The organism is Citrobacter sp. LST-B2 (assembly GCF_057983045.1).
Genome location: NZ_CP192598.1, coordinates 1,009,984 through 1,036,163 on the forward strand (window position 1 = coordinate 1,009,984; position 26,180 = coordinate 1,036,163).

At 53.7% G+C, this 26,180-nt stretch carries 22 protein-coding genes; 11 read left to right on the forward strand and 11 right to left on the reverse strand.

From position 1 onward, the window contains the following. Window positions 1–24: 24 nt before the first annotated feature. The 4 genes from lpxC (at window position 25) to mutT (ending at window position 4,950) form a co-directional block, all read left to right on the forward strand. Complete coding sequence (lpxC, locus tag ACQ0PY_RS04880) at window positions 25–942, forward strand: UDP-3-O-acyl-N-acetylglucosamine deacetylase (RefSeq protein ID WP_000595473.1); 918 nt, start codon at window positions 25–27, stop codon at window positions 940–942. A 276-nt stretch (window positions 943–1,218) separates the two neighbouring features. Further along, on the forward strand, window positions 1,219–1,725 hold the full coding sequence (secM, locus tag ACQ0PY_RS04885) for a secA translation cis-regulator SecM (RefSeq protein ID WP_042997930.1): 507 nt from the start codon (window positions 1,219–1,221) through the stop codon (window positions 1,723–1,725). A gap of 63 nt (window positions 1,726–1,788) precedes the next feature. Next, a complete protein-coding gene (gene secA, locus ACQ0PY_RS04890; RefSeq protein WP_042997929.1) occupies window positions 1,789–4,494 on the forward strand; it encodes a preprotein translocase subunit SecA in 2,706 nt (901 codons plus the stop codon). Window positions 4,495–4,557: 63 nt separating this feature from the next. Next, the gene (mutT, locus tag ACQ0PY_RS04895; RefSeq protein ID WP_044255459.1) at window positions 4,558–4,950 is read left to right on the forward strand and encodes an 8-oxo-dGTP diphosphatase MutT; all 393 of its coding nucleotides are present in this window, start codon (window positions 4,558–4,560) and stop codon (window positions 4,948–4,950) included. Between the two features lie 59 nt (window positions 4,951–5,009). Here mutT and yacG read toward each other — a convergent pair whose 3' ends face one another. The 3 genes from yacG to coaE are packed head-to-tail and all read right to left on the reverse strand — an operon-like array spanning window position 5,010 to window position 6,577. Next, complete coding sequence (gene yacG / locus ACQ0PY_RS04900) at window positions 5,010–5,204, reverse strand: DNA gyrase inhibitor YacG (protein ID WP_042997927.1); 195 nt, start codon at window positions 5,202–5,204, stop codon at window positions 5,010–5,012. A 9-nt stretch (window positions 5,205–5,213) separates the two neighbouring features. Next, window positions 5,214–5,957, reverse strand: coding sequence for a cell division protein ZapD (zapD, locus tag ACQ0PY_RS04905; RefSeq protein ID WP_042997926.1), 744 nt, complete (start codon window positions 5,955–5,957; stop codon window positions 5,214–5,216). After that, entirely contained in the window at window positions 5,957–6,577 is a 621-nt protein-coding gene (gene coaE, locus ACQ0PY_RS04910; RefSeq protein WP_044255456.1) for a dephospho-CoA kinase, read from the reverse strand. The genes zapD and coaE overlap by 1 nt, the downstream gene beginning before the upstream one ends. Window positions 6,578–6,802: 225 nt before the next feature. Here coaE and ACQ0PY_RS04915 point away from each other — a divergent pair, with 225 nt between their 5' ends. Beyond that, a complete protein-coding gene (locus ACQ0PY_RS04915; protein WP_109739878.1) occupies window positions 6,803–7,846 on the forward strand; it encodes a GMP reductase in 1,044 nt (347 codons plus the stop codon). Between the two features lie 56 nt (window positions 7,847–7,902). On the opposite strand, the gene hofC is transcribed toward ACQ0PY_RS04915, so the two are convergent. The 4 genes from hofC to nadC all read right to left on the reverse strand — a co-directional run bounded on the left by hofC (window position 7,903) and on the right by nadC (window position 12,039). Next, window positions 7,903–9,105: a protein transport protein HofC gene (hofC, locus tag ACQ0PY_RS04920; protein ID WP_042997923.1), complete on the reverse strand. Its 1,203-nt coding sequence runs from the start codon at window positions 9,103–9,105 to the stop codon at window positions 7,903–7,905. Next, window positions 9,095–10,486 carry a type II secretion system protein GspE gene (gspE, locus tag ACQ0PY_RS04925; protein ID WP_109739879.1) on the reverse strand — a complete coding sequence of 464 codons (1,392 nt, stop codon included), beginning with the start codon at window positions 10,484–10,486 and terminating at the stop codon, window positions 9,095–9,097. The genes hofC and gspE overlap by 11 nt, the downstream gene beginning before the upstream one ends. Window positions 10,487–10,495: 9 nt before the next feature. After that, window positions 10,496–10,933, reverse strand: a complete 438-nt coding sequence (gene ppdD / locus ACQ0PY_RS04930) for a prepilin peptidase-dependent pilin (RefSeq protein WP_042997921.1) — start codon at window positions 10,931–10,933, stop codon at window positions 10,496–10,498. A gap of 206 nt (window positions 10,934–11,139) precedes the next feature. Next, window positions 11,140–12,039: a carboxylating nicotinate-nucleotide diphosphorylase gene (nadC, locus tag ACQ0PY_RS04935; protein ID WP_042997920.1), complete on the reverse strand. Its 900-nt coding sequence runs from the start codon at window positions 12,037–12,039 to the stop codon at window positions 11,140–11,142. Between the two features lie 87 nt (window positions 12,040–12,126). On the opposite strand from nadC, the gene ampD reads away from it, so the two are divergent. Both ampD and ampE read left to right on the forward strand, forming a co-directional pair. Continuing rightward, a complete protein-coding gene (ampD, locus tag ACQ0PY_RS04940) occupies window positions 12,127–12,690 on the forward strand; it encodes a 1,6-anhydro-N-acetylmuramyl-L-alanine amidase AmpD (RefSeq protein ID WP_044267415.1) in 564 nt (187 codons plus the stop codon). Then, window positions 12,687–13,541, forward strand: a complete 855-nt coding sequence (gene ampE / locus ACQ0PY_RS04945) for a beta-lactamase regulator AmpE (RefSeq protein ID WP_044255451.1) — start codon at window positions 12,687–12,689, stop codon at window positions 13,539–13,541. The genes ampD and ampE overlap by 4 nt, the downstream gene beginning before the upstream one ends. A 47-nt stretch (window positions 13,542–13,588) precedes the next feature. Here the strand turns inward: ampE and ACQ0PY_RS04950 are convergent, their stop codons facing one another. From ACQ0PY_RS04950 to aroP, 3 genes are all read right to left on the reverse strand, one after another. Then, on the reverse strand, window positions 13,589–14,539 hold the full coding sequence (locus ACQ0PY_RS04950; protein ID WP_042997917.1) for a glycoside hydrolase family 43 protein: 951 nt from the start codon (window positions 14,537–14,539) through the stop codon (window positions 13,589–13,591). Then, a complete protein-coding gene (locus ACQ0PY_RS04955; protein ID WP_044267419.1) occupies window positions 14,539–15,945 on the reverse strand; it encodes a glycoside-pentoside-hexuronide (GPH):cation symporter in 1,407 nt (468 codons plus the stop codon). The genes ACQ0PY_RS04950 and ACQ0PY_RS04955 overlap by 1 nt, the downstream gene beginning before the upstream one ends. 158 nt (window positions 15,946–16,103) lie before the next feature. Beyond that, window positions 16,104–17,477: an aromatic amino acid transporter AroP gene (gene aroP, locus ACQ0PY_RS04960; RefSeq protein WP_086512694.1), complete on the reverse strand. Its 1,374-nt coding sequence runs from the start codon at window positions 17,475–17,477 to the stop codon at window positions 16,104–16,106. Between the two features lie 589 nt (window positions 17,478–18,066). On the opposite strand from aroP, the gene pdhR reads away from it, so the two are divergent. From pdhR to lpdA, 4 genes are all read left to right on the forward strand, one after another. Then, window positions 18,067–18,831 carry a pyruvate dehydrogenase complex transcriptional repressor PdhR gene (gene pdhR / locus ACQ0PY_RS04965; RefSeq protein WP_042997914.1) on the forward strand — a complete coding sequence of 255 codons (765 nt, stop codon included), beginning with the start codon at window positions 18,067–18,069 and terminating at the stop codon, window positions 18,829–18,831. A 288-nt stretch (window positions 18,832–19,119) separates the two neighbouring features. Continuing rightward, complete coding sequence (gene aceE, locus ACQ0PY_RS04970; RefSeq protein ID WP_042997913.1) at window positions 19,120–21,783, forward strand: pyruvate dehydrogenase (acetyl-transferring), homodimeric type; 2,664 nt, start codon at window positions 19,120–19,122, stop codon at window positions 21,781–21,783. 14 nt (window positions 21,784–21,797) lie between these two features. Next, window positions 21,798–23,705 (forward strand): pyruvate dehydrogenase complex dihydrolipoyllysine-residue acetyltransferase, encoded by a 1,908-nt coding sequence (gene aceF, locus ACQ0PY_RS04975; RefSeq protein ID WP_109739880.1) that lies wholly within the window; start codon window positions 21,798–21,800, stop codon window positions 23,703–23,705. Between the two features lie 199 nt (window positions 23,706–23,904). Continuing rightward, window positions 23,905–25,332: a dihydrolipoyl dehydrogenase gene (gene lpdA, locus ACQ0PY_RS04980; protein ID WP_042997911.1), complete on the forward strand. Its 1,428-nt coding sequence runs from the start codon at window positions 23,905–23,907 to the stop codon at window positions 25,330–25,332. 55 nt (window positions 25,333–25,387) lie between these two features. On the opposite strand, the gene ACQ0PY_RS04985 is transcribed toward lpdA, so the two are convergent. Then, window positions 25,388–26,179 (reverse strand): DUF2950 family protein, encoded by a 792-nt coding sequence (locus tag ACQ0PY_RS04985; protein WP_044267424.1) that lies wholly within the window; start codon window positions 26,177–26,179, stop codon window positions 25,388–25,390. Window position 26,180: the final 1 nt, after the last annotated feature.

Below are 26,180 nucleotides of genomic sequence, written 5' to 3' on the forward strand. Positions count from 1 at the left end.
TAGGTAATTTGGCGAGATTATACGATGATCAAACAAAGGACACTTAAACGTATCGTTCAGGCGACTGGTGTCGGTTTACATACCGGCAAGAAAGTCACCCTGACATTACGCCCTGCGCCGGCCAACACCGGGGTCATCTATCGTCGCACCGACTTGAATCCACCGGTAGATTTCCCGGCCGATGCCAAATCTGTGCGTGATACCATGCTCTGTACATGTCTGGTTAATGAGCATGATGTACGGATTTCAACCGTTGAGCACCTTAACGCTGCTCTGGCGGGTTTGGGTATCGATAACATTGTTATCGAAGTCGATGCTCCGGAAATCCCGATCATGGATGGCAGTGCTGCTCCGTTCGTCTACCTGCTGCTTGATGCCGGTATTGAAGAACTGAACAGTGCCAAGAAATTTGTTCGCATCAAAGAGACCGTTCGGGTCGAAGATGGCGACAAGTGGGCTGAGTTCAGACCGTACAATGGTTTTACGTTGGATTTCACCATCGACTTTAACCATCCGGCGATCGACTCCAGCACTCAGCGCTATGCGATGAATTTCTCTGCTGATGCGTTCATGCGCCAGATCAGCCGCGCGCGTACTTTCGGTTTCATGCGTGATATCGAATATCTGCAGTCCCGTGGCTTGTGCCTGGGCGGCAGCTTCGATTGTGCCATCGTTGTTGACGATTATCGCGTACTGAACGAAGACGGCCTGCGTTTTGAAGATGAATTCGTTCGTCACAAAATGCTCGACGCCATTGGCGACCTGTTCATGTGTGGTCACAACATTATCGGTGCATTTACCGCGTACAAATCCGGACATGCGCTGAATAACAAACTGCTACAGGCTGTTCTGGCAAAACAGGAAGCCTGGGAATATGTGACCTTCCAGGACGACGCAGAACTGCCGTTGGCTTTCAAAGCGCCTTCTACCGTACTGGCATAACGACACAGGTTGTCGCATAAATTCGACTGGTTAATCTGGCACTCTCTCCGGCCAGGTAAGCCAGTCGTTTTTTTTGACATTTTCTTCCCTGCCTGTTGGCAAAAGTGCCTTTCGGTTGTGTTCTTTCGCGTACTGAATCGCGATGCCGTGCGAACGCTGCTTTCTTAAGCACTTTTGCCTGTAACTTCTCATCAATACTGCTGTAGTGCCTGCGCATTAATGATAAGATTTGTGCGCAAAAAACGTTTTGAATAACACGATTGGGATGGCAATAACGTGAGTGGAATACTGACGCGCTGGCGACAGTTAGGTAGACGCTACTTCTGGCCGCATCTCTTATTTGGGATGGTCGCGGCGAGTTTTGGCTTGCCCGCGCTCGGAAATACCGTTGAGCCAACAACGCCGGCAAAGGCGACAGCCAGTAGCCATGAACAGCGCGTTAGAGTTAATTTCAGCCAACTGGCGCTGCTGGAAGCGAGCAATCGTCGCCCCAATTTCACCGTCGATTACTGGCATCAGCATGCTATTCGTACGGTCATCCGTCATCTTTCCTTCGCAATGGCACCGCAGGCGCTGCCCGTTGCTGAAGAACCGTTACCGCTTCAGGCACACCATTTAGCCTTACTGAACACGCTCAGCGCGATGCTGACGCAGGAAGGTACGCCTCCGGCAAGTGTGTCGCGCGTAACGTATGCCCATTTTACGCCTCAGGCCGTATTCACCGTTCCCGCCTGGATCAGCCAGGCGCAGGGGATCCGTGCCGGCCCTCAACGCCTCAGCTAAAAAACCCAATAAACTTCAATACATTATTATGACCCCACATCGCGGGGCGTTTGAGATTTCAATATGCTAATCAAATTATTAACGAAAGTATTCGGTAGCCGTAACGATCGTACGTTACGTCGTATGCGTAAAGCGGTTGCAGTGATCAATGCCATGGAACCGGAGATGGAAAAACTCTCCGATGACGAACTGAAAGCGAAAACCGGTGAATTCCGTGCGCGTCTGGAAAAAGGCGAAAGCGTGGAGAGTCTAATCCCGGAAGCGTTTGCTGTCGTACGTGAAGCCAGTAAGCGCGTGTTCGGCATGCGTCACTTCGACGTTCAGTTGCTCGGTGGGATGGTCCTTAACGATCGCTGCATCGCGGAAATGCGTACCGGTGAAGGTAAAACCCTGACTGCAACGCTGCCAGCTTACCTGAACGCACTAAGCGGCAAAGGTGTTCACGTGGTTACCGTGAACGACTATCTGGCGCAGCGTGACGCCGAAAACAACCGTCCGCTGTTCGAATTCCTCGGTATGACCGTCGGGATCAACCTGCCGGGTATGCCTGCGCCAGCCAAGCGCGAAGCCTACGCCGCCGACATTACTTATGGCACCAATAACGAATATGGCTTTGACTACCTGCGTGACAACATGGCGTTCAGCCCTGAAGAACGCGTACAGCGTAAACTGCACTATGCGCTGGTGGATGAGGTCGACTCCATCCTCATCGATGAGGCGCGCACGCCGCTGATCATTTCCGGCCCGGCTGAAGACAGCTCGGAAATGTACAAGAAAGTGAACAAAATCATCCCGCACCTGATTCGTCAGGAAAAAGAAGATTCTGACAGCTTCCAGGGTGAAGGTCACTTCTCTGTGGATGAAAAAGCGCGCCAGGTTAACCTGACTGAACGTGGTCTGGTACTGATTGAAGAACTGCTGGTGAAAGAAGGCATCATGGATGAAGGCGAGTCTCTGTACTCTCCGGGCAACATTATGCTGATGCACCACGTGACCGCAGCGCTGCGCGCGCACGCGCTGTTCACCCGCGACGTTGACTACATCGTAAAAGACGGCGAAGTTATCATCGTTGACGAACACACCGGTCGTACCATGCAGGGCCGTCGCTGGTCTGATGGTCTGCACCAGGCTGTTGAAGCGAAAGAGGGCGTGGATATCCAGAACGAGAACCAGACGCTGGCCTCGATCACCTTCCAGAACTACTTCCGTCTGTATGAAAAACTGGCCGGTATGACCGGTACGGCAGATACCGAAGCGTTCGAATTTAGCTCAATCTATAAACTGGATACCGTAGTGGTGCCGACCAACCGTCCGATGATCCGTAAAGATATGCCGGATCTGGTCTACATGACCGAAGCGGAAAAAATTCAGGCCATTATTGAAGATATTAAAGAGCGTACCGCCAATGGTCAGCCGGTACTGGTGGGGACTATCTCCATTGAGAAATCCGAAGTGGTTTCTAACGAACTGACCAAAGCGGGCATCAAGCACAACGTTCTGAACGCAAAATTCCACGCCAACGAAGCGGCCATCGTCGCGCAGGCGGGCTATCCGGCGGCGGTGACCATCGCCACCAACATGGCTGGTCGTGGTACCGATATTGTGCTGGGCGGTAGCTGGCAGGCTGAAGTGGCCGCGCTGGAAAACCCAACGCCAGAACAGATTGCACAGATTAAAGCCGACTGGCAGGTTCGCCACGAAGCGGTGCTGGCGTCCGGTGGTCTGCACATCATCGGTACTGAGCGTCATGAATCTCGCCGTATCGATAACCAGTTGCGTGGTCGTTCCGGTCGTCAGGGTGATGCGGGTTCTTCGCGTTTCTACCTGTCAATGGAAGATGCGTTGATGCGTATTTTTGCCTCTGACCGCGTGTCCGGCATGATGCGTAAACTGGGGATGAAACCGGGCGAGGCCATTGAGCACCCGTGGGTCACCAAAGCGATTGCTAACGCGCAGCGTAAAGTGGAAAGCCGCAACTTCGATATTCGTAAGCAACTGCTGGAATACGATGATGTTGCCAACGATCAGCGTCGTGCGATCTATACCCAGCGTAACGAACTGTTGGATGTAAGCGACGTTAGTGAAACTATCAACAGCATTCGTGAAGACGTGTTCAAAGCCACGATTGATGCTTACATTCCGCCGCAGTCTCTGGAAGAAATGTGGGATATCCCGGGTCTGCAGGAACGCCTGAAAAATGACTTCGATCTGGAGATGCCGATCGCAGAATGGCTGGATAAAGAACCAGAACTGCATGAAGAGACACTGCGTGAGCGTATTCTGGCGCAGGCCATCGACGTGTATCAGCGCAAAGAAGAAGTGGTTGGCGCAGAGATGATGCGTCACTTCGAAAAAGGCGTCATGCTGCAAACGCTTGATTCCCTGTGGAAAGAGCACCTGGCGGCGATGGATTACCTGCGTCAGGGCATCCATCTGCGTGGCTATGCGCAGAAAGATCCGAAGCAGGAATATAAGCGCGAATCCTTCTCGATGTTTGCCTCTATGCTGGAATCACTGAAATACGAAGTGATCAGTACGCTGAGCAAAGTTCAGGTTCGCATGCCGGAAGAAGTTGAAGCCATGGAGCAGCAGCGTCGTGAAGAGGCGGAGCGTTTAGCGCAGATGCAACAGCTCAGCCATCAGGACGACGACAGCGCTGCGGCGGCCGATCTGGCGGCACAAACGGGCGAGCGTAAAGTAGGTCGTAACGATCCGTGCCCGTGTGGTTCTGGTAAAAAATACAAACAGTGCCACGGCCGTCTGAGCTAAGATCTGCATAATAACGATGTCTGAAGGCGCAGGAAACTGCGCCTTTTTTATGGGTACGACAATATGAAAAAACTGAACATCGCGGTCGGGATTATTCGTAATCCGTATAACGAAATCTTTATCACCCAGCGTGCGGCCGACGCGCATATGGCGAATAAACTGGAATTTCCAGGCGGAAAGATTGAGGCGGGAGAGACGCCGGAGCAGGCGCTGAGCCGCGAGCTACAGGAAGAGGTGGGCATTACGCCGGTAGGTGCCACGCTTTTCGAGAAGCTGGAGTATCAGTTTCCGGACAGGCATATCACGCTGTGGTTCTGGCTGGTGGAAAGCTGGAAAGGTGAACCGTGGGGAAAAGAGGGGCAGCCTGGAAAATGGATTGCCGCCGGGATGTTGCAGGCGGAGGATTTCCCTCCGGCGAATGCGCCCGTGATTGCGAAGTTAAAACAAAACCTGTAGGCCGGATGAGGCGACGCCGATGCGCGGTGGGGGCGTATGATCCCCCAGACCGTCTCTGTTTACTCTTTCGTTTCGCTCCAGTCGTCGCTGTCGGAAAGATCGCTGCTGCTGGCAATGCGTTTCTCTTCAGCGGCCCATTCACCTAAATCGATCAACTGACAACGTTTGGAACAAAACGGACGGAATGGACTGACTTCACCCCATACAACCGTTTTGCCACAGGTGGGGCAATTTACGGTGATCGTCTCAGACATCTTAACTCCTTAACAGCAGGCCAGTTCGAAATCGAGGCGCTCAGGCACCACGCCATTGTCGCTATCGAGCGGCATAAAACGGATCGCAAAACGGCTCTTGTGGCCGGAAATTTGCGGATAAAGCTGTAAACCCAACGGCAACTGCAGGCGCAGTAAGTCTGCGTCTTCCCCGTTGTCCTGATAAAAGCCGTTCAGGCTGGTTTGTTTACGAAACGGTGCCGAGTTACGAATTAAATCAAGGATCAGAGTCAGCGCCTGAGTCAGCGGGTGCAGGCTGGCAAGCCAGCTATCGACCTGCGCATCGCGCTGTGCCTGTGGCATATGCAGCCAGATATGCAGCGTCGGTAAATCAAAGCTGCAACAACCGCCGGGAATACTCAGACGCTGGCGGACCAGGGCAATCAGCCGATCCTCACGTAAAAATTGTCCCATGCGCGGCGCGGAAATCAAAATACTGCCGGCCGTTTTTAACTGCTGGCGCAGAGCATCAATACGGCTCTGGTCGACGCCCGGGACTTCTGTCCATGCCTGAAGTTTACGCTGCTGGCGCTCAAGCTCTTTCAGTAATTCTGTACGCACTTCACCACGTTCGAATACGTCCAACAAATCTCCGGCATTGCGAAAGAAATGCAGAGCATCTGAACTCTCTGCAATCGGTAAGCGTGCAGAGAGTTGTTGAACCAAAAACTCAATGCGCAACCACGTGCGCATCTTCTCATTGAGAGGGTGTTCAAAAAGGACCTGGGTGTGCATTACGGTTTTTCCTGTGAGACAAACTGCGACGCAAGCTGGAGATAACGTGCGTGCAGGCGGGCGACATCCGACATGATGGAATCTGGTGCGCCATTATTATCAATAACATCGTCTGCCACGGCAAGACGTGCTTCACGCGTCGCCTGAGCAGCGAGAATCTGTTCAACGTGTGCGCGCGTAACGTCATCGCGCTGCATGGTCCGGGCAAGCTGCGTCTCGGGGGTGACATCCACCACGAGCACGCGATTGGCCTGGCGATAAAGGCCGTTTTCAACCAGTAATGGCACCACCCACAGCACATATGCAGACGTCGCCTGTTGCAACTGACGTTGGGTCTCCTGCTGGATGAGCGGATGAAGCAAGGCACCGAGCCAGGCCTTCTCCTGCGGATCAGCAAAAATCCGTTCGCGAAGCAGTCGACGATGCAGCGTGCCGTCTGCGGCAATCAGTTCAGGGCCAAAATGTGCCGCAATCGCATCCAGCGCAGGCTTGCCCGGTTCGACCACCTGGCGGGCAATAATATCGGCGTCAATTATCTGAATTCCGAGGTCAGCAAAGGCATTCGCAACGGTGCTTTTACCACTGCCAATGCCGCCAGTTAAGGCTACTGTATACCTCATAAGCTCGGTTCCCGGGAATTCATTATGATAATCAATTGGTTGAAAGTTGAACGTACACTGGCGATGATGACTCTGGGCGTGCCCGCTATTCGCCAGGTAAATTTATGGGATTGTAGCGTAAAAAAAGAGAATTTCGCAGTCTTGCGCGGCATTGATTAGTGCGTATGATAGCGTCACTGGAGTTGCGCTCTCATACTAATAGCCCTTAACCCCAGGAATCCGCACATGCGTATTGAAGAAGATCTGAAGTTAGGTTTTAAAGACGTTCTTATCCGCCCTAAGCGTTCTACCCTTAAAAGTCGTTCCGATGTTGAGCTGGAACGTCAATTCACCTTTAAACATTCAGGTCAGACCTGGTCCGGCGTACCTATTATTGCTGCCAACATGGATACCGTCGGGACATTTGCGATGGCAACGGCTCTTGCCTCTTTCGATGTGCTGACCGCCGTTCATAAGCATTACACCGTTGAAGACTGGACGGCTTTTGTGAGCTCGGCATCAGCCGATGTACTCAAGCACGTCATGGTCTCTACCGGTACGTCCGATGCGGATTTCGAGAAGACCAAACAGATTCTGGCGTTGGATCCGGCACTGAACTTTGTCTGCATCGATGTTGCCAATGGTTACTCCGAACACTTTGTTCAGTTCGTGTCGAAAGCGCGTGAAGCCTGGCCGACCAAAACCATCTGCGCTGGTAATGTGGTCACGGGCGAAATGTGTGAGGAACTGGTTCTGTCTGGCGCGGATATCGTTAAAGTCGGTATTGGTCCGGGCTCTGTCTGCACTACGCGTGTGAAAACCGGTGTTGGTTATCCGCAACTGTCTGCGGTGATCGAGTGTGCTGATGCGGCGCACGGTCTGGGTGGAATGATTGTCAGCGATGGCGGTTGTACCATGCCTGGTGATGTGGCGAAAGCATTCGGTGGCGGCGCTGATTTCGTGATGCTTGGCGGTATGCTGGCTGGTCACGAAGAGAGTGGCGGTAAAATCGTTGAAGAAAACGGCGGTAAATTCATGCTGTTCTACGGCATGAGCTCTGAATCCGCCATGACCCGTCATGTCGGCGGCGTTGCGCAGTATCGCGCTGCGGAAGGGAAAACCGTCAAGCTGCCGCTGCGTGGCCCGGTGGAGAACACCGCGCGTGATATTCTCGGCGGCCTGCGTTCAGCCTGTACCTACGTCGGTGCCTCTCGTTTGAAAGAGCTGACCAAACGTACGACGTTTATCCGGGTTCAGGAACAAGAAAACCGCGTTTTCAATAGCCTGTAACCCTCCCCAGGAACTGGCGCTGCATTGAGCGCCAGTTCTGCTGTCGACTTCCTTCGTTATCCCACGCCACTCATCGCATCGCCCAGATGGAAAATCGGTAAATACATCGCCACGACCAGTGTGCCGATGATAAGCCCTGTAATCACCAGCAGCGCGGGTTCCAGTAGTGCCGCCAGGTTGTCAGCCATCGCCTGGGTATGTTCATCATGATGACGGGCAAGGCTGCGCAACATGATATCCAGCGAGCCAGAGGCTTCTCCGGTCCTGACCAGTTGCAGACATAATGGGCTAAATTCTTCCGCATTTTTGAGTGCCTGCCAGACGGGCACGCCGGTACTGATATCGTGCTGTACCTGGGCCAGGCGCAGTGCCCAGTAAGGGCACTGAATCGTCTCTTTCACACTCTCAAGCGCGGGTAAAAATGCGATCCCCGCCGTCTGCGTTAGCGCGAGGATGGTAAAAATTTGTGTGAGCTTCTGACCCCTTATCAACTGGCCCATCACGGGCATGCGGAGTAATCCTCTCTGGCGCAGCATTTGCCAGCCGGGCTTTCGGCTCAGCAGGCTGTTGGTTGCAATTAGCATGACGAGCATCAGGACAATCAGCCCACTCCAGCGATGACTCCAGTCGGCAAACGCGATGATCCCCTGAGTGAGAGCAGGTAGCGGCGTGTTAAAGGTCCGGTAAATGGCGGCAAATTCAGGCAGGACAAAGTGGAGCATCGCCACCACCACCATGACCGCCATCGTTAAAATAATGATGGGGTAGCGCAGTGCTTTTTTGACCTTATCGGTTAACTGTTTTTGCGCCTTCTGCTGCCGGGCGAGTTCAAAGCAGCATTCATCCAGTTTCCCGGTTAACTCTCCGGTGCGTATCATCGCCTGATACAGCGGTGGAAACACGTCAGGCCACTGCGCCAGCGCGCTGGAGAGCGGCGTACCGTGTTCCAGTTCGTTTGCAAGGCTCCCTAACAGGGCTTGCCACTGCTTGCTTGGTTGCTGTCCGGCAAGCAATTCCAGCCCTTCAGACAACGTTAGCCCCGCTTTTAGCAGCGTAGCGAGCTGGTGAATCACTTCCGTGGATTTGTCATGGCGCCAGAGCGCACGCTTTACGCGTAAGGATTTCACGCGCAAAGGTATTATCTGATGCTGTTCAAGTTCCTGCATCAACACGAGTCGGTTTTCCGCCCAACGGGTTCCCTCTCCGGGCAGGCCATCGTGATTCATTCCCTGCCAGTACCACAGCTTTTTAGTGATCATCTGGCATACCCAGAATGCGCACCAGTTCCTCAAACGTCGTCAGCCCTTGATCGACGGCGCGGCATCCGCTTTCAAAGAGCGTGCTCATTCCTGCCTGTTTTGCATGGGCTTCCAGCGTTGCGGCTGAGGCGTCGTTGGCAATCTGATGACGCAGTTCAGCGGTGATCGCAAGTAATTCAAACAACGCTGCACGACCATAGAAGCCGTGATAGCAGTGTTCGCAGCCAACCGCCTGCCAGCGGGGTAGCGGCGTTGGGTACCATGCGGGCGGTAAGCGAAGGGGATCGTCACTCAGCCGTCGACAGTGCGGACACAGTTTTCTGACCAGCCGTTGCGCGACCACTAAGGTTAACGCGGAAGAGAGCATCCAGCGCGCCACCCCCATCCGCTGTAAGCGTACCAGCGCTTCGCAGGTTGAGTTGGTATGCAGCGTGGAAAGCACCAGATGCCCGGTCTGTGCGGCCTTAATAGCAATTTCTGCGGTTTCGCCGTCGCGGATCTCACCTACCATGATGACATCCGGATCCTGGCGTAGCAGTGCCCGCAAGACGCCCTGAAAGGTCAGCCCGGCACGGGGATGGATCTGCGTCTGATTGATACCGTCGAGGGGAATCTCCACCGGATCCTCAACACTGCACAGATTCACCTCCGGTGCGTTTCGCGTTTGCAGCGCGCTATAAAGCGTTACCGTTTTACCGCTACCCGTGGGGCCAGTGACGAGGATCAGCCCCTGAGGTTGTTGCAGGGCGTGGAGGAAGGTAGAGAGTTGCGTGTCGTGCATACCCAGCGTGCAGGCATCCAGTGCCTGATTTACCTGATGCAGCAACCGTAGCACTACCTTTTCGCCATAACGACAGGGAAGGGTGGCGATACGAAACGAGACGGCAGCGCCGTTCAACTCAATGGTAAATTGCCCGTCCTGCGGCAAGCGGTAGCGGTGTTCCGCGATATCCAGATGGCTTAACACTTTCAAACGTGCTGTCAGGGCGATACCGGTCTCTTTGGCGATATTGGGTAAGCTATGTAGCACGCCGTCCACGCGTAAGCGGAGACGGACGTGATGCTCTGCAGGTTCTATGTGGATATCTGAGGCCCGTTTCGCCAGCGCGCTTTGTAATGTGTTATCCAGTAAAACCGCCGCGCTGACGCTGCTCTCAGGCACCACGGACGGCAGCGCGGGTGAGGCGTGATGCTGGTGTTGCTCCATTTGCTGGCGCGTCCAGCAGGCAATCTCAATGCGGCGAGTCGTGGCAAAATGTAGGGCGTCCAGCAGTTCTTGAGAAGGGGCATCTTCGACGGCAATGTGTACCACATCGTTATTGGCATCAAGTAATATCCCCTGGTAGCGCTGGCACAGCGCGCTGAGTTGCGTCGTGTTCATGGCGCTTCCTTAATGGCTATCGAAGCGAAAGACGTCTTCGCAGGCCTGTTTTAACGCGCTGTCATTCTGGATGTTGCAGTTACGCGTCCAGCCCGTAATGCCTTCTGCTTTGTCCCACCCAGGGGTCATGATGACGCTAAGCCCGTTCAGACTTTCCTGGCCAGTAAGCGAAACCACCCCATTTTCGACGCTCATTCCTGAGACATAGCGCGTTGTTGTGGGAGAGGGAATCCCGTTGACGCTTGCGTCGCAGGTGTCTGTACCACCATGCTCCAGGGCGCAGAGTTCGACGGCAGTGCGGTAGGGGACAAAGGTTTGCAGCATATCCGTTAGCGCCGCTTTGCGCAGATAGTTCTGATAGGCCGGAATGCCGATGGCGCTGAGGATGGCAATAATGCCGATCACCACCATCAGTTCAATAAGGGTAAATCCGCGTTGTTTATCCATTGTTCGCTCCTTGAGTGAGTGGACGTCACTTTGGCAAACGCCGGCACGCCAGGCGAGCAGCAAAAAATGAATCAGGAAGGCGGGTTCAGAGGAATGTTATCGGTTTGCAGTCGCAAGCAATGAGATTGCGAGGCTCGACGAGGATTTTAGTGATTGAAAGGAATAAACAGGCCCGATAAGCAGCGCGTTATCAGGCCGTATAATGATTACGCGTTAGCGAAGCGCATGGACAGGTCCAGCGCCCGGAGATGCTTGGTTAGCGCACCCACGGAGATAAAATCGACGCCAGTTTCGGCAAATTCCCGCAGCGTTTCGTTGGTCACGTTGCCGGAAACTTCCAGGCGCGCCTGGCCGTTGGTCCGTTTTACCGCCTCACGCATCTGTTCCGTTTCAAAGTTATCCAGCATGATGATGTCGGCACCGGCTTTCAGCGCGTCGTCCAGTTCATCGAGGTTTTCAACTTCGACTTCTACAGGCACATCCGGATGCAGCCAGAAGGCTTTCTCCACCGCCTGACGCACGGAACCAGACGCAATAATGTGGTTCTCTTTGATCAGGAAGGCATCCGAAAGCCCCAGGCGATGATTCGCGCCGCCACCGCAGAGTACGGCATATTTCAGCGCGGTACGCAGCCCAGGCAGGGTTTTACGCGTATCCAGCAGTTGGGTCTTTGTGCCCTCCAGGATATCAACGTACTTACGCACTTCGCTGGCGACACCTGACAGGGTCTGCACGAAGTTCAGCGCGGTACGCTCGCCGGTCAGTAACACGCGCGAGGGACCGTCCAGCTCAAACAGCGGTTGGTTCGCCTTGATGCTGTCGCCGTCTTCGACGTGCCAGGTGATGCTGACATCGTCGCCAGCCAGTTGAATAAAGACCTCTTCAACCCAGCGTTTGCCACAAAATACGCCGTCTTCACGGGTGATGACCGTGGCATGAGAACGGCTGTTCTCCGGTAAAAGTTGAGCCGTAATATCGTTGCTGGCATCCACTTGACCGCCTAAATCTTCGCGCAGCGCCTGGGCGACAACGTTTGGGATATCCAGGTTAATACGTTCCAACAGCGCGTCACGTCGGTAGTCAGGGTTATAGCGGCGAGGCGGCATGATAAAACTCCAAATTGCTAACGAATCATAAGGTAGAAACATGCTACTCTGAAGCGGCTATAAGCACCACTCAAAAGGAGATTCAGCATGTTGTTAGACAAGGGCTGGCTGGCGGAAGCGCGACGCGTTCCTTCTCCGCACCACGATTGCCGCCCGGATGATGAAGTCCCTTCGTTACTGGTGGTGCACAATATCAGCCTGCCGCCCGGCGAGTTTGGCGGTCCGTGGATTGACGCACTATTCACTGGAACAATTGATCCCAATGCCCATCCCTTTTTTGCCGAAATCGCGCATCTTCGCGTTTCCGCTCATTGTCTGATTCGCCGTGATGGCGAAATCGTTCAGTATGTTCCTTTTGATAAGCGAGCATGGCATGCCGGCGTGTCGAATTATTATGGACGTGAACGCTGCAATGATTTTTCGATTGGTATTGAGCTGGAAGGGACCGATACGCTGGCCTACACCGATGTCCAGTACCAACAACTGGCTGCCATCACGCGTGCATTAATAAAGATTTACCCGGCCGTTGCCGAAAACATAACCGGACACTGTGATATTGCGCCTGAGCGTAAGACCGATCCCGGTCCGGCTTTTGACTGGGCAAAGTTTCGCGCCCTGGTCACCGCCTCGTCAGATAAGGAGATGACATGACGCTATTTACGACATTACTGGTGCTGCTTGTCGAGCGCCTGTTTAAGCTGGGCGAACACTGGCAGTTCGATCACCGTTTAGAAACTTTTTTTCGCCGGGTCAAACGCTTCTCAATGGCGCGTACGCTCGGGATGATGATCATCGCAATGGTGGTCACATTCCTGTTGCTGCGAGCGCTCGATGGACTGCTGTTTAATGTGCCAACGATTGTGGCGTGGATCCTGATTGGGTTGCTGTGCATTGGCGCGGGCAAAGTGCGGATGCACTATCACGCTTACCTTAACGCGGCGTCTCGCGATGATGCGCATGCCCGAACGGCGATGGCCAGCGAACTGACGTTGATTCATGGCGTTCCACCGGATTGCAATGAGCGTGAGTTTTTGCGTGAACTGCAAAATGCGCTGCTGTGGATTAACTTCCGTTTCTATATCGCACCGCTGTTCTGGCTGATCGTCGGTGGTCCATGTGGACCGGTACTGCTGGTGGGCTATGCCTTCCTGCGTTCGTGGCAGTCCTGGCTGGCGCGTTACCAGACGCCGCATGAACGTTTACAGTCGGGTATTGATGCCATTCTCCACGTGCTGGACTGGATCCCGGTGCGTCTGGCGGGCGTAGTGTATGCGCTGATCGGGCATGGCGAAAAAGCGTTGCCCGCGTGGTTTGCCTCTCTGGCGGATCTGCGTACTTCGCAATATCAGGTGTTAACACGCCTGGCGCAGTTCTCGCTGGCGCGTGAGTCGCATACCGATAAGGTTGAAACGCCAAAAGCGGCCGTTTCCATGGCGAAGAAAACGTCGTTTGCCTTAGTGGTGGTGATTGCCGTGCTCACCATTTATGGCACGTTGATTTAACGTCCTGGCAGGACGCCCGGTAAGTTGCGTGTTACCGGGCAATGATGTTAAAGCGTATCTGCGGGCGGGATGCCGAAGTCTGGCATTCCGTGGTCATCCCAGTGAATCAGCTTCAGACGGGTATGCCGATTGGGATCGTAGAGCGGATCGCCTTCAATTTCGGTGTAGTTACGCGCGTGATACACCAGCACGTCATCGCCTTCCGGTGTTTGGGTAAAGCTGTTGTGCCCGGGTCCATACTGGCGATTTTCATTGCTGGTGGTAAACACCGGCCGCGGGGATTTATGCCAGTTTGCCGGATTCAGCGGATCGGCGTGAATATCAATCCATAACAGTCCCATGCAGTAATTTTCATCCGTGGCGCTGGCGGAGTAGCTGATAAACAGCCTGTCACCGTGGGTTAATACTGCCGGACCTTCGTTGACCCAAAAACCCCGACACTCCCAGTCGTACTCCGGTTTGCTGAGCATCACCGGCTGGCCTTTAATCGTCCAGGGATTTTCCAACTCCGCCAGATAAATGTTGGAGTTACCGGCGATATCTGGGGATTTTTGCGCCCACAGATACCACTGTTTTCCCTGATGGTGGAATGTTGTGGCATCGAGTGCAAAGGTATCAAACGGTGTTTTCACCTGACCCTTTTCGACCCAGTTGCCGGTGAGCGGATCGGGATCTGTACACTCCAGCGCGTACATCCGATGCTGAAACATGCCCAGTTTGTCGAGCGCCTGAGTATGCGCGGCGGCAAAGTAGATGACCCATCTACCATCGAGGTGATGAATTTCCGGTGCCCAGATCAGCTCGCTCATCGGGCCGTGTTCGGGTTTGCGCCAGACGACAACGGGTGACGCTGTACGTAATCCTTCCAGCGAATCCGCCCGCCGGATTTCCAGTCGGTCGTACTCTGGCACTGAGGCAATAAAGTAATAGTCGCTGCCGTCGCGCAGGATAAACGGATCGGCGCGTTGTTCAATAAACGGGTTAGGCCAGTTTTGCATCAGGCTTTCCTTACGGTTTCAGTGGCTTTCAGTTCCTGATAATCATTGAGTTCGCGGTAGTTAGCGCGGCGTTTTTCCAGATCGTCCTGAATCTGTTTCATCAGTTCGCGGTCGACTTTCAACAGACGTACTACGCCGGCGGTAATCAGATAGCCGACTCCCGGAATCACGGTAAAGAGCAGCATGATGCCGTTGATCGCGGAGTCGCTTTGCGCTTTCGCCCCGGCATCGTAGCCGTACCACGAGAGCAGAAAGCCAACCATCGCCCCGGCAATCGCCAGACCGAGTTTCAGGAAGAACAGGTTGCCGGAAAAGCTTATGCCGGTAATGCGCTTGCCGGTTTTCCATTCGCCGTAGTCGTCAACGTCTGCCATCAGCGACCAGTGCAGCGGCGACGGGATTTGGTGCAAAATGTTAAGCAGGAAGTAGAGCACGACAATCATCATCGTGGCTTTGGGATCGAAGAAGTAAAACGCGCAGGAGAAAAGGGCCAGCGCGATGTTGGTCCAGAAGAAAACCTTTAGCTTGCACCAGCGGTCGGTCAGCACTTTCGCCAACACGCTACCGATCATCATGCCGACCACGCCGAGACTGATAAAGATCGTGGCGAAATGGGTGCTTTGTCCCATAACCCAGGTGACGTAGTACATGGTTGCCGCCATACGGATAAAGCCCGGACAGACGTTGCACAGCGTCAGCAGCAGTATGCGTACCCACTGGTCGTTCTTCCACACGTCTTTGAAGTCGTTTTTCATGTCATCGTGCGTGGGAACGGCAGGGCGCACACGTTCACGAACGGTGGCAAAGCAGAACAGGAACATACACATGCCGATAATGGCCAGCACGGTCATCGCCAGTTGATAGCCCTTCGCTTTGTTGTCGCCGCCAAACCAGTCGACCATTGGCAGTAGAGTGAGCGACAGCAGCAACGTCGCGATACCGACCAGTACAAAGCGGTAAGACTGGCAGGCCACGCGTTCTTTCGGATCGTTGGTGATCACGCCGCCCAATGAGCAATAAGGAATGTTGATCGCCGTATAAGTAATCGACAGCAGGAAGTATGTGACAAACGCATAGATAACCTTGCTGCTATAAGTCCACTCCGGGGTGGTGAACATCAGAATGCTGAACAGCGCGTAAGGGAAGGCAATCCACAATAACCATGGACGAAAACGGCCATATTTGCTTTGGGTTCGGTCAGCAATAGCGCCCATAATGGGGTCAGTAACGGCGTCGATAACGCGTACTGACAGTAATAACACCCCTACCAGAGCCGGGGCGAGACCAAAAACATCCGTATAAAAATAGTTAACAAACAGCATGATAGCGCCAAAGATGATGTTGCATCCGGCATCGCCCATGCCATAACCAATCTTTTCTCTTACCGACAGCTTACCTGTATCCATTGAGATGTCTCCCCATCAAGGTGATGGAAAGAATTATTCGTCTGTAAGCCTTTAATTGCGTTGCAGGATAGCGCCGCTGATATGGACGAAATGGCTGTTGGGGAGAAAGTGTGAGGCAGGTAACAACCCTCACCCATGACGGGTGAGGGTTCAAGGAATTAATGGGCTTTCGCCGTCTTCGCGGATTTCTGTTTGCACAGATAACCGATGCCAAGAACAACCAGCCATACCGGGATCAGGTAAACCGAAATCGCCATACCCGGCGTCATCAGCATAATTACCAGCACCGCCGCCATGAAGGCCAGACAGACCCAGTTACCCAGCGGGTAGAACAGTGCCGGGAAGCGGGTTTTCACTCCCTGTTGCTGCTTCGCTCGGCGGAATTTGATGTGCGCCAGACTGATCATCGCCCAGTTGATCACCAGTGCGGAGACCACCAGCGCCATCAGCAGGCCGAAGGCGGATTCTGGCGCCATGTAGTTGATCAATACGCACAGCGCCGTCACCAGCGCCGAAACGATGATGGTATTCACCGGCACGCCGCGTTTGTCGATAGTGAGCAGGATTTTCGGGGCGTTACCCTGTTGCGCCAGACCAAACAGCATGCGGCTGTTACAGTAAACGCAACTGTTGTATACCGACAGTGCCGCCGTCAGAACCACGATATTCAGCGCGTTCGCCACGAAGGTATCGCCCAGCTCGTGGAAGATTAGGACAAACGGGCTGGTGTCAGCGGTGACACGCGTCCACGGCAGCAGGGAAAGCAGAACGGCCAGTGAACCCACATAGAAAATCAGAATACGATAGATTACCTGGTTGGTGGCTTTGGGAATGCTCTGCTCTGGGTTATCGGCTTCAGCTGCGGTGATACCGACCAGCTCGAGCCCGCCGAAAGAGAACATGATGATCGCCATCATCATTACCAGCCCGGTCATGCCATGAGGCAGGAAGCCGCCCTGTTCCCACAGGTTACGCACGGTTGCCTGCGGGCCGCCATTGCCGCTGAACAGCAGCCAGCCGCCGAACAGGATCATCGCGACCACGGCGATGACTTTGATGATCGCAAACCAGAACTCCATCTCACCGAACACTTTTACGTTGGTCAGGTTGATGGCGTTGATCGCAATAAAGAAAACGGCTGCCGAAACCCAGGTGGGGATCTCCGGCCACCAGAACTGAATGTACTTGCCGACGGCGGTCAGTTCCGCCATTGCAACCAGCACATACAGCACCCAATAGTTCCAGCCCGATGCAAATCCCGCAAAACTTCCCCAGTACTTGTAGGCAAAGTGACTGAATGAACCGGCGACCGGCTCCTCAACCACCATTTCACCCAACTGGCGCATAATAAGGAAGGCAATAAAACCGGCTATCGCATAACCCAGAATAATACCGGGGCCCGCGGACTGAATTACGGAGGCGCTTCCCAGGAACAGGCCTGTTCCTATCGCGCCGCCCAGCGCGATAAGCTGGATATGGCGGTTCTTAAGGCCGCGCTTTAGCTGCTCGCCGTGCTGCTGACTGTCCATCATGAAACCTCGTGAGTGGTTTACCCTTCAGTACCCGGCCGCGTGACGGCGACCGGGCAATTTGAGTAATTATTATTTGTCCTACGCAGAGATGCGTGTAAGTTTGCAATTCCGTCTGTTGTATTATTATGTTTACAGCAATGTTTTTTAAAATGTCGCCGAAACTCTTTTGTCCGGAACAGAATAATGGTATGCGGCAGGGAATGCACCTGCTTTGTGAATGGATGATGACGAGTTGAATAAAAAGAGAGCAGTTGTCTATCCCGCCTCTTATTCCCTGATAACACTTCTGTAAGATATAAAGTGATTACCCATACATAAAATATGCATAAAAATGCATCTGAATCGGTTCAACCAGGATTTTTCTTCGTTTCAATAAGGTTAAAACTACCTCGCGGGTGGTAAATTTAACATTTGTGCATAGTTACATGTTTGAAACGATATTTCTGTGATGTTGTTAAAATGTGCCTGCTTTACTGATTTCAATCAAAACCTGTATGGACATAAGGTGAATACTTTGTTACTTTAGCGTCACAGATATGAAATTGGTAAGACCAATTGACTTCGGGCAAATGGCTTAAGACAGGACATCATGGCCTACAGCAAAATCCGCCAACCAAAATTATCCGATGTGATTGAGCAACAGCTGGAGTTTTTGATTCTTGAGGGCACACTACGCCCGGGCGAAAAACTCCCACCGGAACGCGAACTGGCGAAACAGTTCGACGTCTCCCGTCCCTCCTTGCGTGAGGCGATTCAACGTCTCGAAGCGAAGGGATTGCTGCTTCGTCGCCAGGGCGGCGGCACTTTTGTTCAGAGTAGCCTGTGGCAGAGCTTTAGCGATCCACTGGTAGAACTGCTCTCCGACCATCCTGAATCCCAGTTTGACCTGCTTGAGACGCGCCATGCGCTGGAAGGCATTGCTGCATACTACGCAGCGTTGCGCAGTACGGATGAAGACAAAACACGTATTCGTGAATTGCATCATGCCATTGAACTGGCGCAAGAGTCGGGTGACCGCGATGCCGAGTCCGATGCGGTCCTCCAGTATCAAATTGCTGTCACCGAAGCTGCGCACAATGTGGTGTTACTTCATCTGCTAAGGTGTATGGAGCCCATGCTGGCCCAGAACGTACGTCAGAACTTCGAGTTGCTCTATTCGCGTCGCGAGATGCTTCCGCTGGTGAGTGGTCACCGCACCCGTATTTTCGAAGCGATTATTGCCGGTAAGCCAGAAGAGGCGCGTGAAGCATCACATCGCCATCTGGCATTTATCGAAGAGATACTGCTCGACCGCAGCCGTGAGGAGAGCCGTCGTGAACGCGCCTTACGTCGTCTGGAGCAGCGAAAGAATTAGTGATTTTTCTGGTAGCTCGTTAGCCAGAAGATGTTGTAAATCAAGCGCTAATGAATGAAAAGCGCGGCAACTAAACGCAGAACCTGTCTTATTGCACTTTTAGTTGTTCAAAATAATTCGGCTTGTATCGCGGCGGCAAGCGCGCGAGTCGCCAGGAGCATAGTGAACTATGTGACTGGCGCAAGGAAGCGCAGCCAACAAAGAGACAACCTGAAGAATGAAGAACAAAGAGCGCAATGGGACAGGTTCCAGATAACTCAACGTATTAGATAGATAAGGAATACCCCCATGTCAGAACGTTTCCCAAATGACGTGGATCCGATCGAAACTCGCGACTGGCTACAGGCGATCGAATCGGTCATCCGTGAAGAAGGTGTTGAGCGCGCTCAGTATCTGATTGACCAGCTTCTTTCTGAAGCCCGCAAAGGCGGCGTGAAAGTAGCGGCAGGTACAGGGGCAAGCAATTACATCAACACTATTGCCGTTGAAGATGAGCCGGAATATCCGGGCAATCTGGAGCTGGAGCGTCGTATTCGTTCTGCTATCCGTTGGAACGCCATCATGACCGTGCTGCGTGCGTCTAAAAAAGACCTCGAGCTGGGCGGCCACATGGCATCCTTCCAGTCTTCTGCGACCGTGTACGATGTGTGCTTCAACCACTTCTTCCGTGCCCGCAATGAGCAGGATGGCGGCGACCTGGTGTACTTCCAGGGCCACATCTCCCCGGGCATTTACGCACGTGCATTCCTGGAAGGCCGTCTGACTGAAGAGCAGATGGACAATTTCCGTCAGGAAGTTCATGGCAATGGCCTGTCTTCCTACCCGCACCCGAAACTGATGCCAGAATTCTGGCAGTTCCCGACCGTTTCTATGGGTCTGGGCCCAATCGGTGCGATCTATCAGGCTAAGTTCCTGAAATATCTGGAACACCGTGGCCTGAAAGACACCTCTAAACAGACCGTTTACGCTTTCCTTGGCGACGGTGAGATGGACGAGCCGGAATCCAAGGGTGCTATCACCATTGCGACCCGTGAAAAACTGGATAACCTGGTCTTCGTCATCAACTGTAACCTGCAGCGTCTGGACGGCCCGGTCACCGGTAACGGCAAAATCGTTAACGAGCTGGAAGGCATCTTCGAAGGTGCTGGCTGGAACGTAATCAAAGTGATGTGGGGCGGTCGTTGGGATGAGCTGCTGCGTAAAGACACCAGCGGTAAACTGATCCAACTGATGAACGAAACCGTTGACGGCGACTACCAGACCTTCAAATCCAAAGATGGCGCATACGTTCGTGAGCATTTCTTCGGTAAATATCCGGAAACCGCAGCACTGGTTGCCGACTGGACTGATGAGCAGATCTGGGCGCTGAACCGTGGTGGTCACGATCCGAAGAAAGTCTACGCTGCACTGAAAAAAGCGCAGGAAACCAAAGGCAAAGCCACCGTCATCCTGGCCCATACCATCAAAGGTTATGGCATGGGTGACACCGCCGAAGGTAAAAACATCGCTCACCAGGTGAAGAAAATGAACATGGATGGCGTGCGCTACATTCGCGACCGTTTCAATGTTCCGGTTACTGACGAGCAGGTTGAAAAACTGTCTTACATTACCTTCCCGGAAGGTTCTGAAGAGCACAAATACCTGCACGAACGCCGCCAGGCGCTGCACGGCTACCTGCCGAGCCGTCAGCCGAACTTCACTGAGAAGCTGGAACTGCCGACCCTGGAAGACTTCGGCGCGCTGCTGGAAGAGCAGAACAAAGAAATCTCTACGACCATCGCTTTCGTTCGTGCCCTGAACGTGATGCTGAAGAACAAATCGATCAAAGATCGTCTGGTTCCGATCATCGCCGACGAAGCGCGTACTTTCGGTATGGAAGGTCTGTTCCGTCAGATTGGTATTTACAGCCCGAACGGCCAGCAGTACACCCCGCAGGACCGTGAACAGGTTGCGTACTACAAAGAAGACGAGAAAGGTCAGATTCTGCAGGAAGGGATCAACGAGCTGGGCGCAGGGTCTTCCTGGCTGGCCGCGGCGACTTCCTATAGCACCAACGATCTGCCGATGATTCCGTTCTACATCTACTACTCCATGTTCGGTTTCCAGCGTATCGGCGACCTGTGCTGGGCAGCAGGTGACCAACAGGCGCGTGGCTTCCTGATTGGCGGGACGTCTGGTCGTACAACGCTGAACGGTGAAGGTCTGCAGCACGAAGATGGTCACAGCCATATTCAGTCTCTGACTATCCCGAACTGTATCTCTTACGATCCGTCTTATGCCTACGAAGTTGCGGTCATCATGCACGATGGTCTGGAGCGTATGTACGGTGAGAAACAAGAGAACGTTTACTACTACATCACCACGCTGAACGAAAACTACCACATGCCAGCCATGCCGGAAGGTGCTGAGGAAGGTATCCGTAAAGGTATCTACAAACTCGAAACCCTGGAAGGTAGCAAAGGTAAAGTTCAGCTGCTGGGCTCCGGTTCTATCCTGCGTCACGTGCGTGAAGCGGCAGAGATCCTGGCGAAAGACTACGGCGTGGGCTCTGACGTGTACAGCGTCACCTCCTTCACCGAACTGGCGCGTGATGGTCAGGACTGTGAACGCTGGAACATGCTGCACCCACTGGAAACCCCGCGCGTTCCGTACATCGCTCAGGTGATGAACGACGCGCCGGCTGTAGCATCAACTGACTATATGAAACTGTTTGCCGAACAGGTTCGTACTTATGTACCGGCTGATGATTATCGCGTACTGGGTACCGACGGTTTCGGTCGCTCTGACAGCCGTGAAAACCTGCGTCACCACTTCGAAGTGGATGCTTCCTACGTGGTAGTCGCGGCACTGGGCGAACTGGCTAAACGTGGCGAAATCGATAAGAAAGTGGTTGCGGATGCAATTACCAAATTCAACATCGATGCAGAAAAAGTTAACCCGCGTCTGGCGTAAGAGGTAAAAGAATAATGGCTATCGAAATCAAAGTACCGGACATCGGGGCAGATGAAGTTGAAATCACCGAGATCCTGGTCAAAGTAGGCGACAAGGTAGAAGCCGAACAGTCGCTGATCACCGTAGAAGGCGACAAAGCCTCTATGGAAGTCCCGTCTCCGCAGGCTGGTGTTGTTAAAGAGATTAAAGTCTCTGTTGGCGACAAAACCGAGACTGGCAAATTGATCATGATTTTCGATTCCGCTGACGGTGCAGCAGCCGCTGCACCTGCTCCGGCAGAAGAGAAGAAAGAAGCCGCTCCGGCAGCAGCACCTGCAGCTGCAGCAGCGAAAGACGTCCATGTACCCGACATCGGCGGTGACGAAGTTGAAGTGACTGAGATCATGGTCAAAGTGGGCGATACCGTTGCCGCTGAACAGTCCCTGATCACCGTAGAAGGCGACAAAGCTTCTATGGAAGTGCCGGCGCCGTTCGCGGGTACCGTGAAAGAGATCAAAATCAACACCGGCGACAAAGTGTCTACCGGCTCCCTGATCATGGTCTTCGAAGTGGCGGGTGCTGCACCTGCTGCCGCGCCTGCACAGGCCGCTGCTCCGGCCCCGGCTGCTGCACCAGCAGCCACTGGCGCGAAAGACGTTAACGTACCGGATATCGGCGGTGACGAAGTTGAAGTGACCGAAGTGATGGTGAAAGTGGGCGATAAAGTGACCGCTGAGCAATCACTGATCACCGTTGAAGGCGACAAAGCTTCTATGGAAGTGCCGGCGCCGTTCGCGGGTACCGTTAAAGAAATCAAGATCAGCACCGGCGATAAAGTGAAAACCGGCTCTCTGATTATGGTCTTCGAAGTGGAAGGCGCAGCACCTGCTGCTGCCGCGCCACAGCAGGCTGCCGCACCGGCTCCAGCCGCTGCATCTGCATCTGCATCTGCACCTGCGCCAGCTGCCGCTGCTCCGGCCGCAAAAGCTGAAGGCAAATCTGAGTTTGCTGAGAACGATGCTTACGTTCATGCGACCCCACTGATTCGCCGTCTGGCGCGCGAGTTCGGCGTGAACCTGGCGAAAGTGAAGGGCACAGGCCGTAAAGGTCGTATCTTGCGCGAAGACGTTCAGGCTTACGTGAAAGACGCTATCAAGCGTGCGGAAGCTGCTCCGGCAGCCGCAGCAGGTGGCGGTATCCCGGGCATGCTGCCATGGCCGAAAGTCGACTTCAGCAAGTTTGGTGAAATCGAAGAAGTGGAACTGGGCCGCATCCAGAAAATTTCTGGTGCTAACCTGAGCCGTAACTGGGTGATGATCCCGCACGTTACCCACTTCGACAAAACCGATATCACCGACCTGGAAGCGTTCCGTAAACAGCAGAACGCTGAGGCTGAGAAGCGCAAACTGGACGTGAAATTCACCCCAGTGGTCTTCATCATGAAAGCGGTTGCTGCGGCTCTGGAACAGATGCCACGCTTCAACAGCTCCTTGTCCGAAGACGGCCAGCGCCTGACGCTGAAGAAATACATCAACATCGGTGTGGCGGTAGATACCCCGAATGGTCTGGTGGTTCCGGTCTTTAAAGACGTGAACAAGAAGAGCGTGACCGAGCTGTCTCGTGAACTGACGGCTATCTCTAAGAAAGCGCGTGACGGTAAGCTGACGGCTGGCGAAATGCAGGGCGGTTGCTTCACCATCTCCAGCATCGGCGGCCTGGGTACGACCCACTTTGCACCGATTGTGAACGCGCCTGAAGTCGCGATCCTGGGTGTCTCCAAGTCCGCGATGGAGCCAGTGTGGAATGGTAAAGAGTTCGTACCGCGTCTGATGATGCCGATCTCTCTGTCCTTCGACCACCGCGTGATTGACGGTGCTGATGGTGCGCGTTTCATTACCATCATTAACAATATGCTGTCTGACATTCGCCGCCTGGTGATGTAAGCAAAAAAGCCGGCCCGACGGCCGGCTTTTTTCTGGTAATCTCATGATGGTTTTGGGGTTATTAGTGCTAAAGATAAATCGTTGCCGTTTTGTTGTTTCAAAATTGTTAACAATTTTGTAAAATACGGACGGATAGAACGACCCGGTGGACGATGGGCGACAAGACCAGGGATCGCCGGAAATAAATTAAGAGGTCATGATGAGTACTGAAATCAAAACTCAGGTCGTGGTACTTGGGGCAGGCCCCGCAGGTTACTCTGCAGCCTTCCGTTGCGCTGATTTAGGTCTGGAAACCGTAATCGTTGAACGTTACAGCACCCTCGGTGGTGTTTGTCTGAACGTCGGCTGTATCCCTTCTAAAGCACTGCTGCACGTAGCCAAAGTTATCGAAGAGGCCAAAGCGCTGGCAGAACACGGTATCGTCTTCGGCGAGCCGAAAACCGATATCGACAAGATTCGTACCTGGAAAGAAAAAGTAATCACTCAGCTGACCGGCGGTCTGGCTGGCATGGCGAAAGGCCGTAAAGTGAAAGTGGTTACCGGTCTGGGTAAATTCACCGGGGCGAACACCCTGGAAGTGGAAGGTGAGAACGGTAAAACCGTGATCAACTTCGACAACGCGATCATCGCGGCGGGTTCCCGTCCGATCCAGTTGCCGTTCATTCCTCATGAAGATCCGCGCGTGTGGGATTCCACCGACGCCCTGGAACTGAAATCCGTACCGAAGCGTCTGCTGGTCATGGGTGGCGGTATCATCGGTCTGGAAATGGGTACTGTGTACCACGCGCTGGGTTCAGAGATTGACGTGGTTGAAATGTTCGACCAGGTTATCCCGGCGGCGGACAAAGATATCGTTAAAGTCTTCACCAAACGCATCAGCAAGAAATTCAACCTGATGCTGGAAACCAAAGTGACTGCCGTTGAAGCGAAAGAAGACGGTATTTACGTTTCCATGGAAGGCAAAAAAGCCCCTGCTGAAGCGCAGCGTTATGACGCCGTGCTGGTGGCAATCGGTCGTGTGCCGAACGGTAAAAACCTCGACGCTGGCAAAGCAGGCGTGGAAGTGGACGATCGTGGTTTCATCCGCGTTGACAAACAGCTGCGCACCAACGTGCCGCACATCTTTGCTATCGGCGATATCGTCGGTCAGCCGATGCTGGCGCACAAAGGGGTTCACGAAGGTCACGTTGCCGCTGAAGTTATCGCCGGCATGAAGCATTACTTCGATCCGAAAGTGATCCCATCCATTGCCTACACTGAACCAGAAGTGGCATGGGTAGGTCTGACCGAGAAAGAAGCGAAAGAGAAAGGCATCAGCTACGAAACCGCCACCTTCCCGTGGGCTGCTTCTGGCCGTGCTATCGCTTCCGACTGCGCAGACGGTATGACTAAACTGATTTTCGACAAAGAAACTCACCGCGTCATCGGTGGTGCGATTGTCGGTACCAACGGCGGCGAGCTGCTGGGTGAGATCGGTCTGGCAATCGAAATGGGCTGTGACGCTGAAGACATCGCGCTGACCATCCACGCGCACCCGACTCTGCACGAGTCCGTGGGCCTGGCGGCAGAAGTGTTCGAAGGTAGCATCACTGACCTGCCGAACGCAAAAGCGAAGAAGAAGAAATAATCTTCAGCCTTCCGGTAACGAAAAAGCGGCGTAAATGCCGCTTTTTTTATGCCTGCTACTCCACCGGCTTCCACGGCTCGTGTGGCGTAAATTTCTCTATGGCGATGGCTTTTAGCCCGCTATCTTCCCCTAAATTCGTCTGATACACCCGGTCGTCCTGACTTACCATGAAGCTCATCACACCCGTTTCGCCCCAGGTCACCGGCCAGGCAAGCAGCGCAAATCCTTTCGCGTTATCGCTGGCAATAATGCGGAAATAATAGCCGTGATACCCTTCGCCAGGTGACTCAGGACTGAAAGCCGGCCCTAAGGGACTGGGCGTTTCACCTGGTTTTACCGGCCAGTAGAGACCGTCCTGTTGACCTGCATGGCTGATAATTCGGCTGGCAAATGCTTGTTTGCGCTGCCAGTAGTCATACTGGGCGTCGACATAGGCACGCATGGCCTGTATCGCCGAGAGTTCATTGCGGCCAATCGTGCGCGTGAGGATCTCATCCTGCGCGGCAGACATATCAAAATGCCAGCCTTTACTCGCCTTCACGATGGGGATGGGCAACTGCCAGTTCTCCTGGCCGACGTTCAGGTGAGCGACGTTACCTTGTTGCACAATCTGGTGGCTGACTTTCCAGTCGCGGTTAAAGCGCGCAATGGCTTCGGGGTCCGCGCCTTCAGGGGGCAAAAACTGTCGCCAGTTATCGCCTAACAGGGTAGTCATTTGCGCATCGTTATTGTCGGCAATTGCACGGGCAAAAGAGCTGGCGGCCTCGTCTGGCGTGGCGAACATCTGCTGGGCGTAGCTCATTAACGGAAGCGAGAGCAGCAGGGTGCTTAACAGTACTTTTTTCATT

Coding starts and splice junctions, on each gene's coding strand:
- pdhR (WP_042997914.1), top strand. CDS start 18,067: ATGGCCTACAGCAAAATCCGCCAACCAAAATTATCCGATGTGATTGAG.
- ampD (WP_044267415.1), top strand. CDS start 12,127: ATGTTGTTAGACAAGGGCTGGCTGGCGGAAGCGCGACGCGTTCCTTCT.
- secA (WP_042997929.1), top strand. CDS start 1,789: ATGCTAATCAAATTATTAACGAAAGTATTCGGTAGCCGTAACGATCGT.
- ACQ0PY_RS04985 (WP_044267424.1), bottom strand. CDS start 26,179: ATGAAAAAAGTACTGTTAAGCACCCTGCTGCTCTCGCTTCCGTTAATG.
- hofC (WP_042997923.1), bottom strand. CDS start 9,105: ATGATCACTAAAAAGCTGTGGTACTGGCAGGGAATGAATCACGATGGC.
- gspE (WP_109739879.1), bottom strand. CDS start 10,486: ATGAACACGACGCAACTCAGCGCGCTGTGCCAGCGCTACCAGGGGATA.
- ACQ0PY_RS04955 (WP_044267419.1), bottom strand. CDS start 15,945: ATGGATACAGGTAAGCTGTCGGTAAGAGAAAAGATTGGTTATGGCATG.
- lpdA (WP_042997911.1), top strand. CDS start 23,905: ATGAGTACTGAAATCAAAACTCAGGTCGTGGTACTTGGGGCAGGCCCC.
- ACQ0PY_RS04950 (WP_042997917.1), bottom strand. CDS start 14,539: ATGCAAAACTGGCCTAACCCGTTTATTGAACAACGCGCCGATCCGTTT.
- zapD (WP_042997926.1), bottom strand. CDS start 5,957: ATGCACACCCAGGTCCTTTTTGAACACCCTCTCAATGAGAAGATGCGC.
- lpxC (WP_000595473.1), top strand. CDS start 25: ATGATCAAACAAAGGACACTTAAACGTATCGTTCAGGCGACTGGTGTC.
- aceF (WP_109739880.1), top strand. CDS start 21,798: ATGGCTATCGAAATCAAAGTACCGGACATCGGGGCAGATGAAGTTGAA.
- aceE (WP_042997913.1), top strand. CDS start 19,120: ATGTCAGAACGTTTCCCAAATGACGTGGATCCGATCGAAACTCGCGAC.
- nadC (WP_042997920.1), bottom strand. CDS start 12,039: ATGCCGCCTCGCCGCTATAACCCTGACTACCGACGTGACGCGCTGTTG.
- yacG (WP_042997927.1), bottom strand. CDS start 5,204: ATGTCTGAGACGATCACCGTAAATTGCCCCACCTGTGGCAAAACGGTT.
- mutT (WP_044255459.1), top strand. CDS start 4,558: ATGAAAAAACTGAACATCGCGGTCGGGATTATTCGTAATCCGTATAAC.
- ampE (WP_044255451.1), top strand. CDS start 12,687: ATGACGCTATTTACGACATTACTGGTGCTGCTTGTCGAGCGCCTGTTT.
- aroP (WP_086512694.1), bottom strand. CDS start 17,477: ATGATGGACAGTCAGCAGCACGGCGAGCAGCTAAAGCGCGGCCTTAAG.
- ACQ0PY_RS04915 (WP_109739878.1), top strand. CDS start 6,803: ATGCGTATTGAAGAAGATCTGAAGTTAGGTTTTAAAGACGTTCTTATC.
- coaE (WP_044255456.1), bottom strand. CDS start 6,577: ATGAGGTATACAGTAGCCTTAACTGGCGGCATTGGCAGTGGTAAAAGC.
- ppdD (WP_042997921.1), bottom strand. CDS start 10,933: ATGGATAAACAACGCGGATTTACCCTTATTGAACTGATGGTGGTGATC.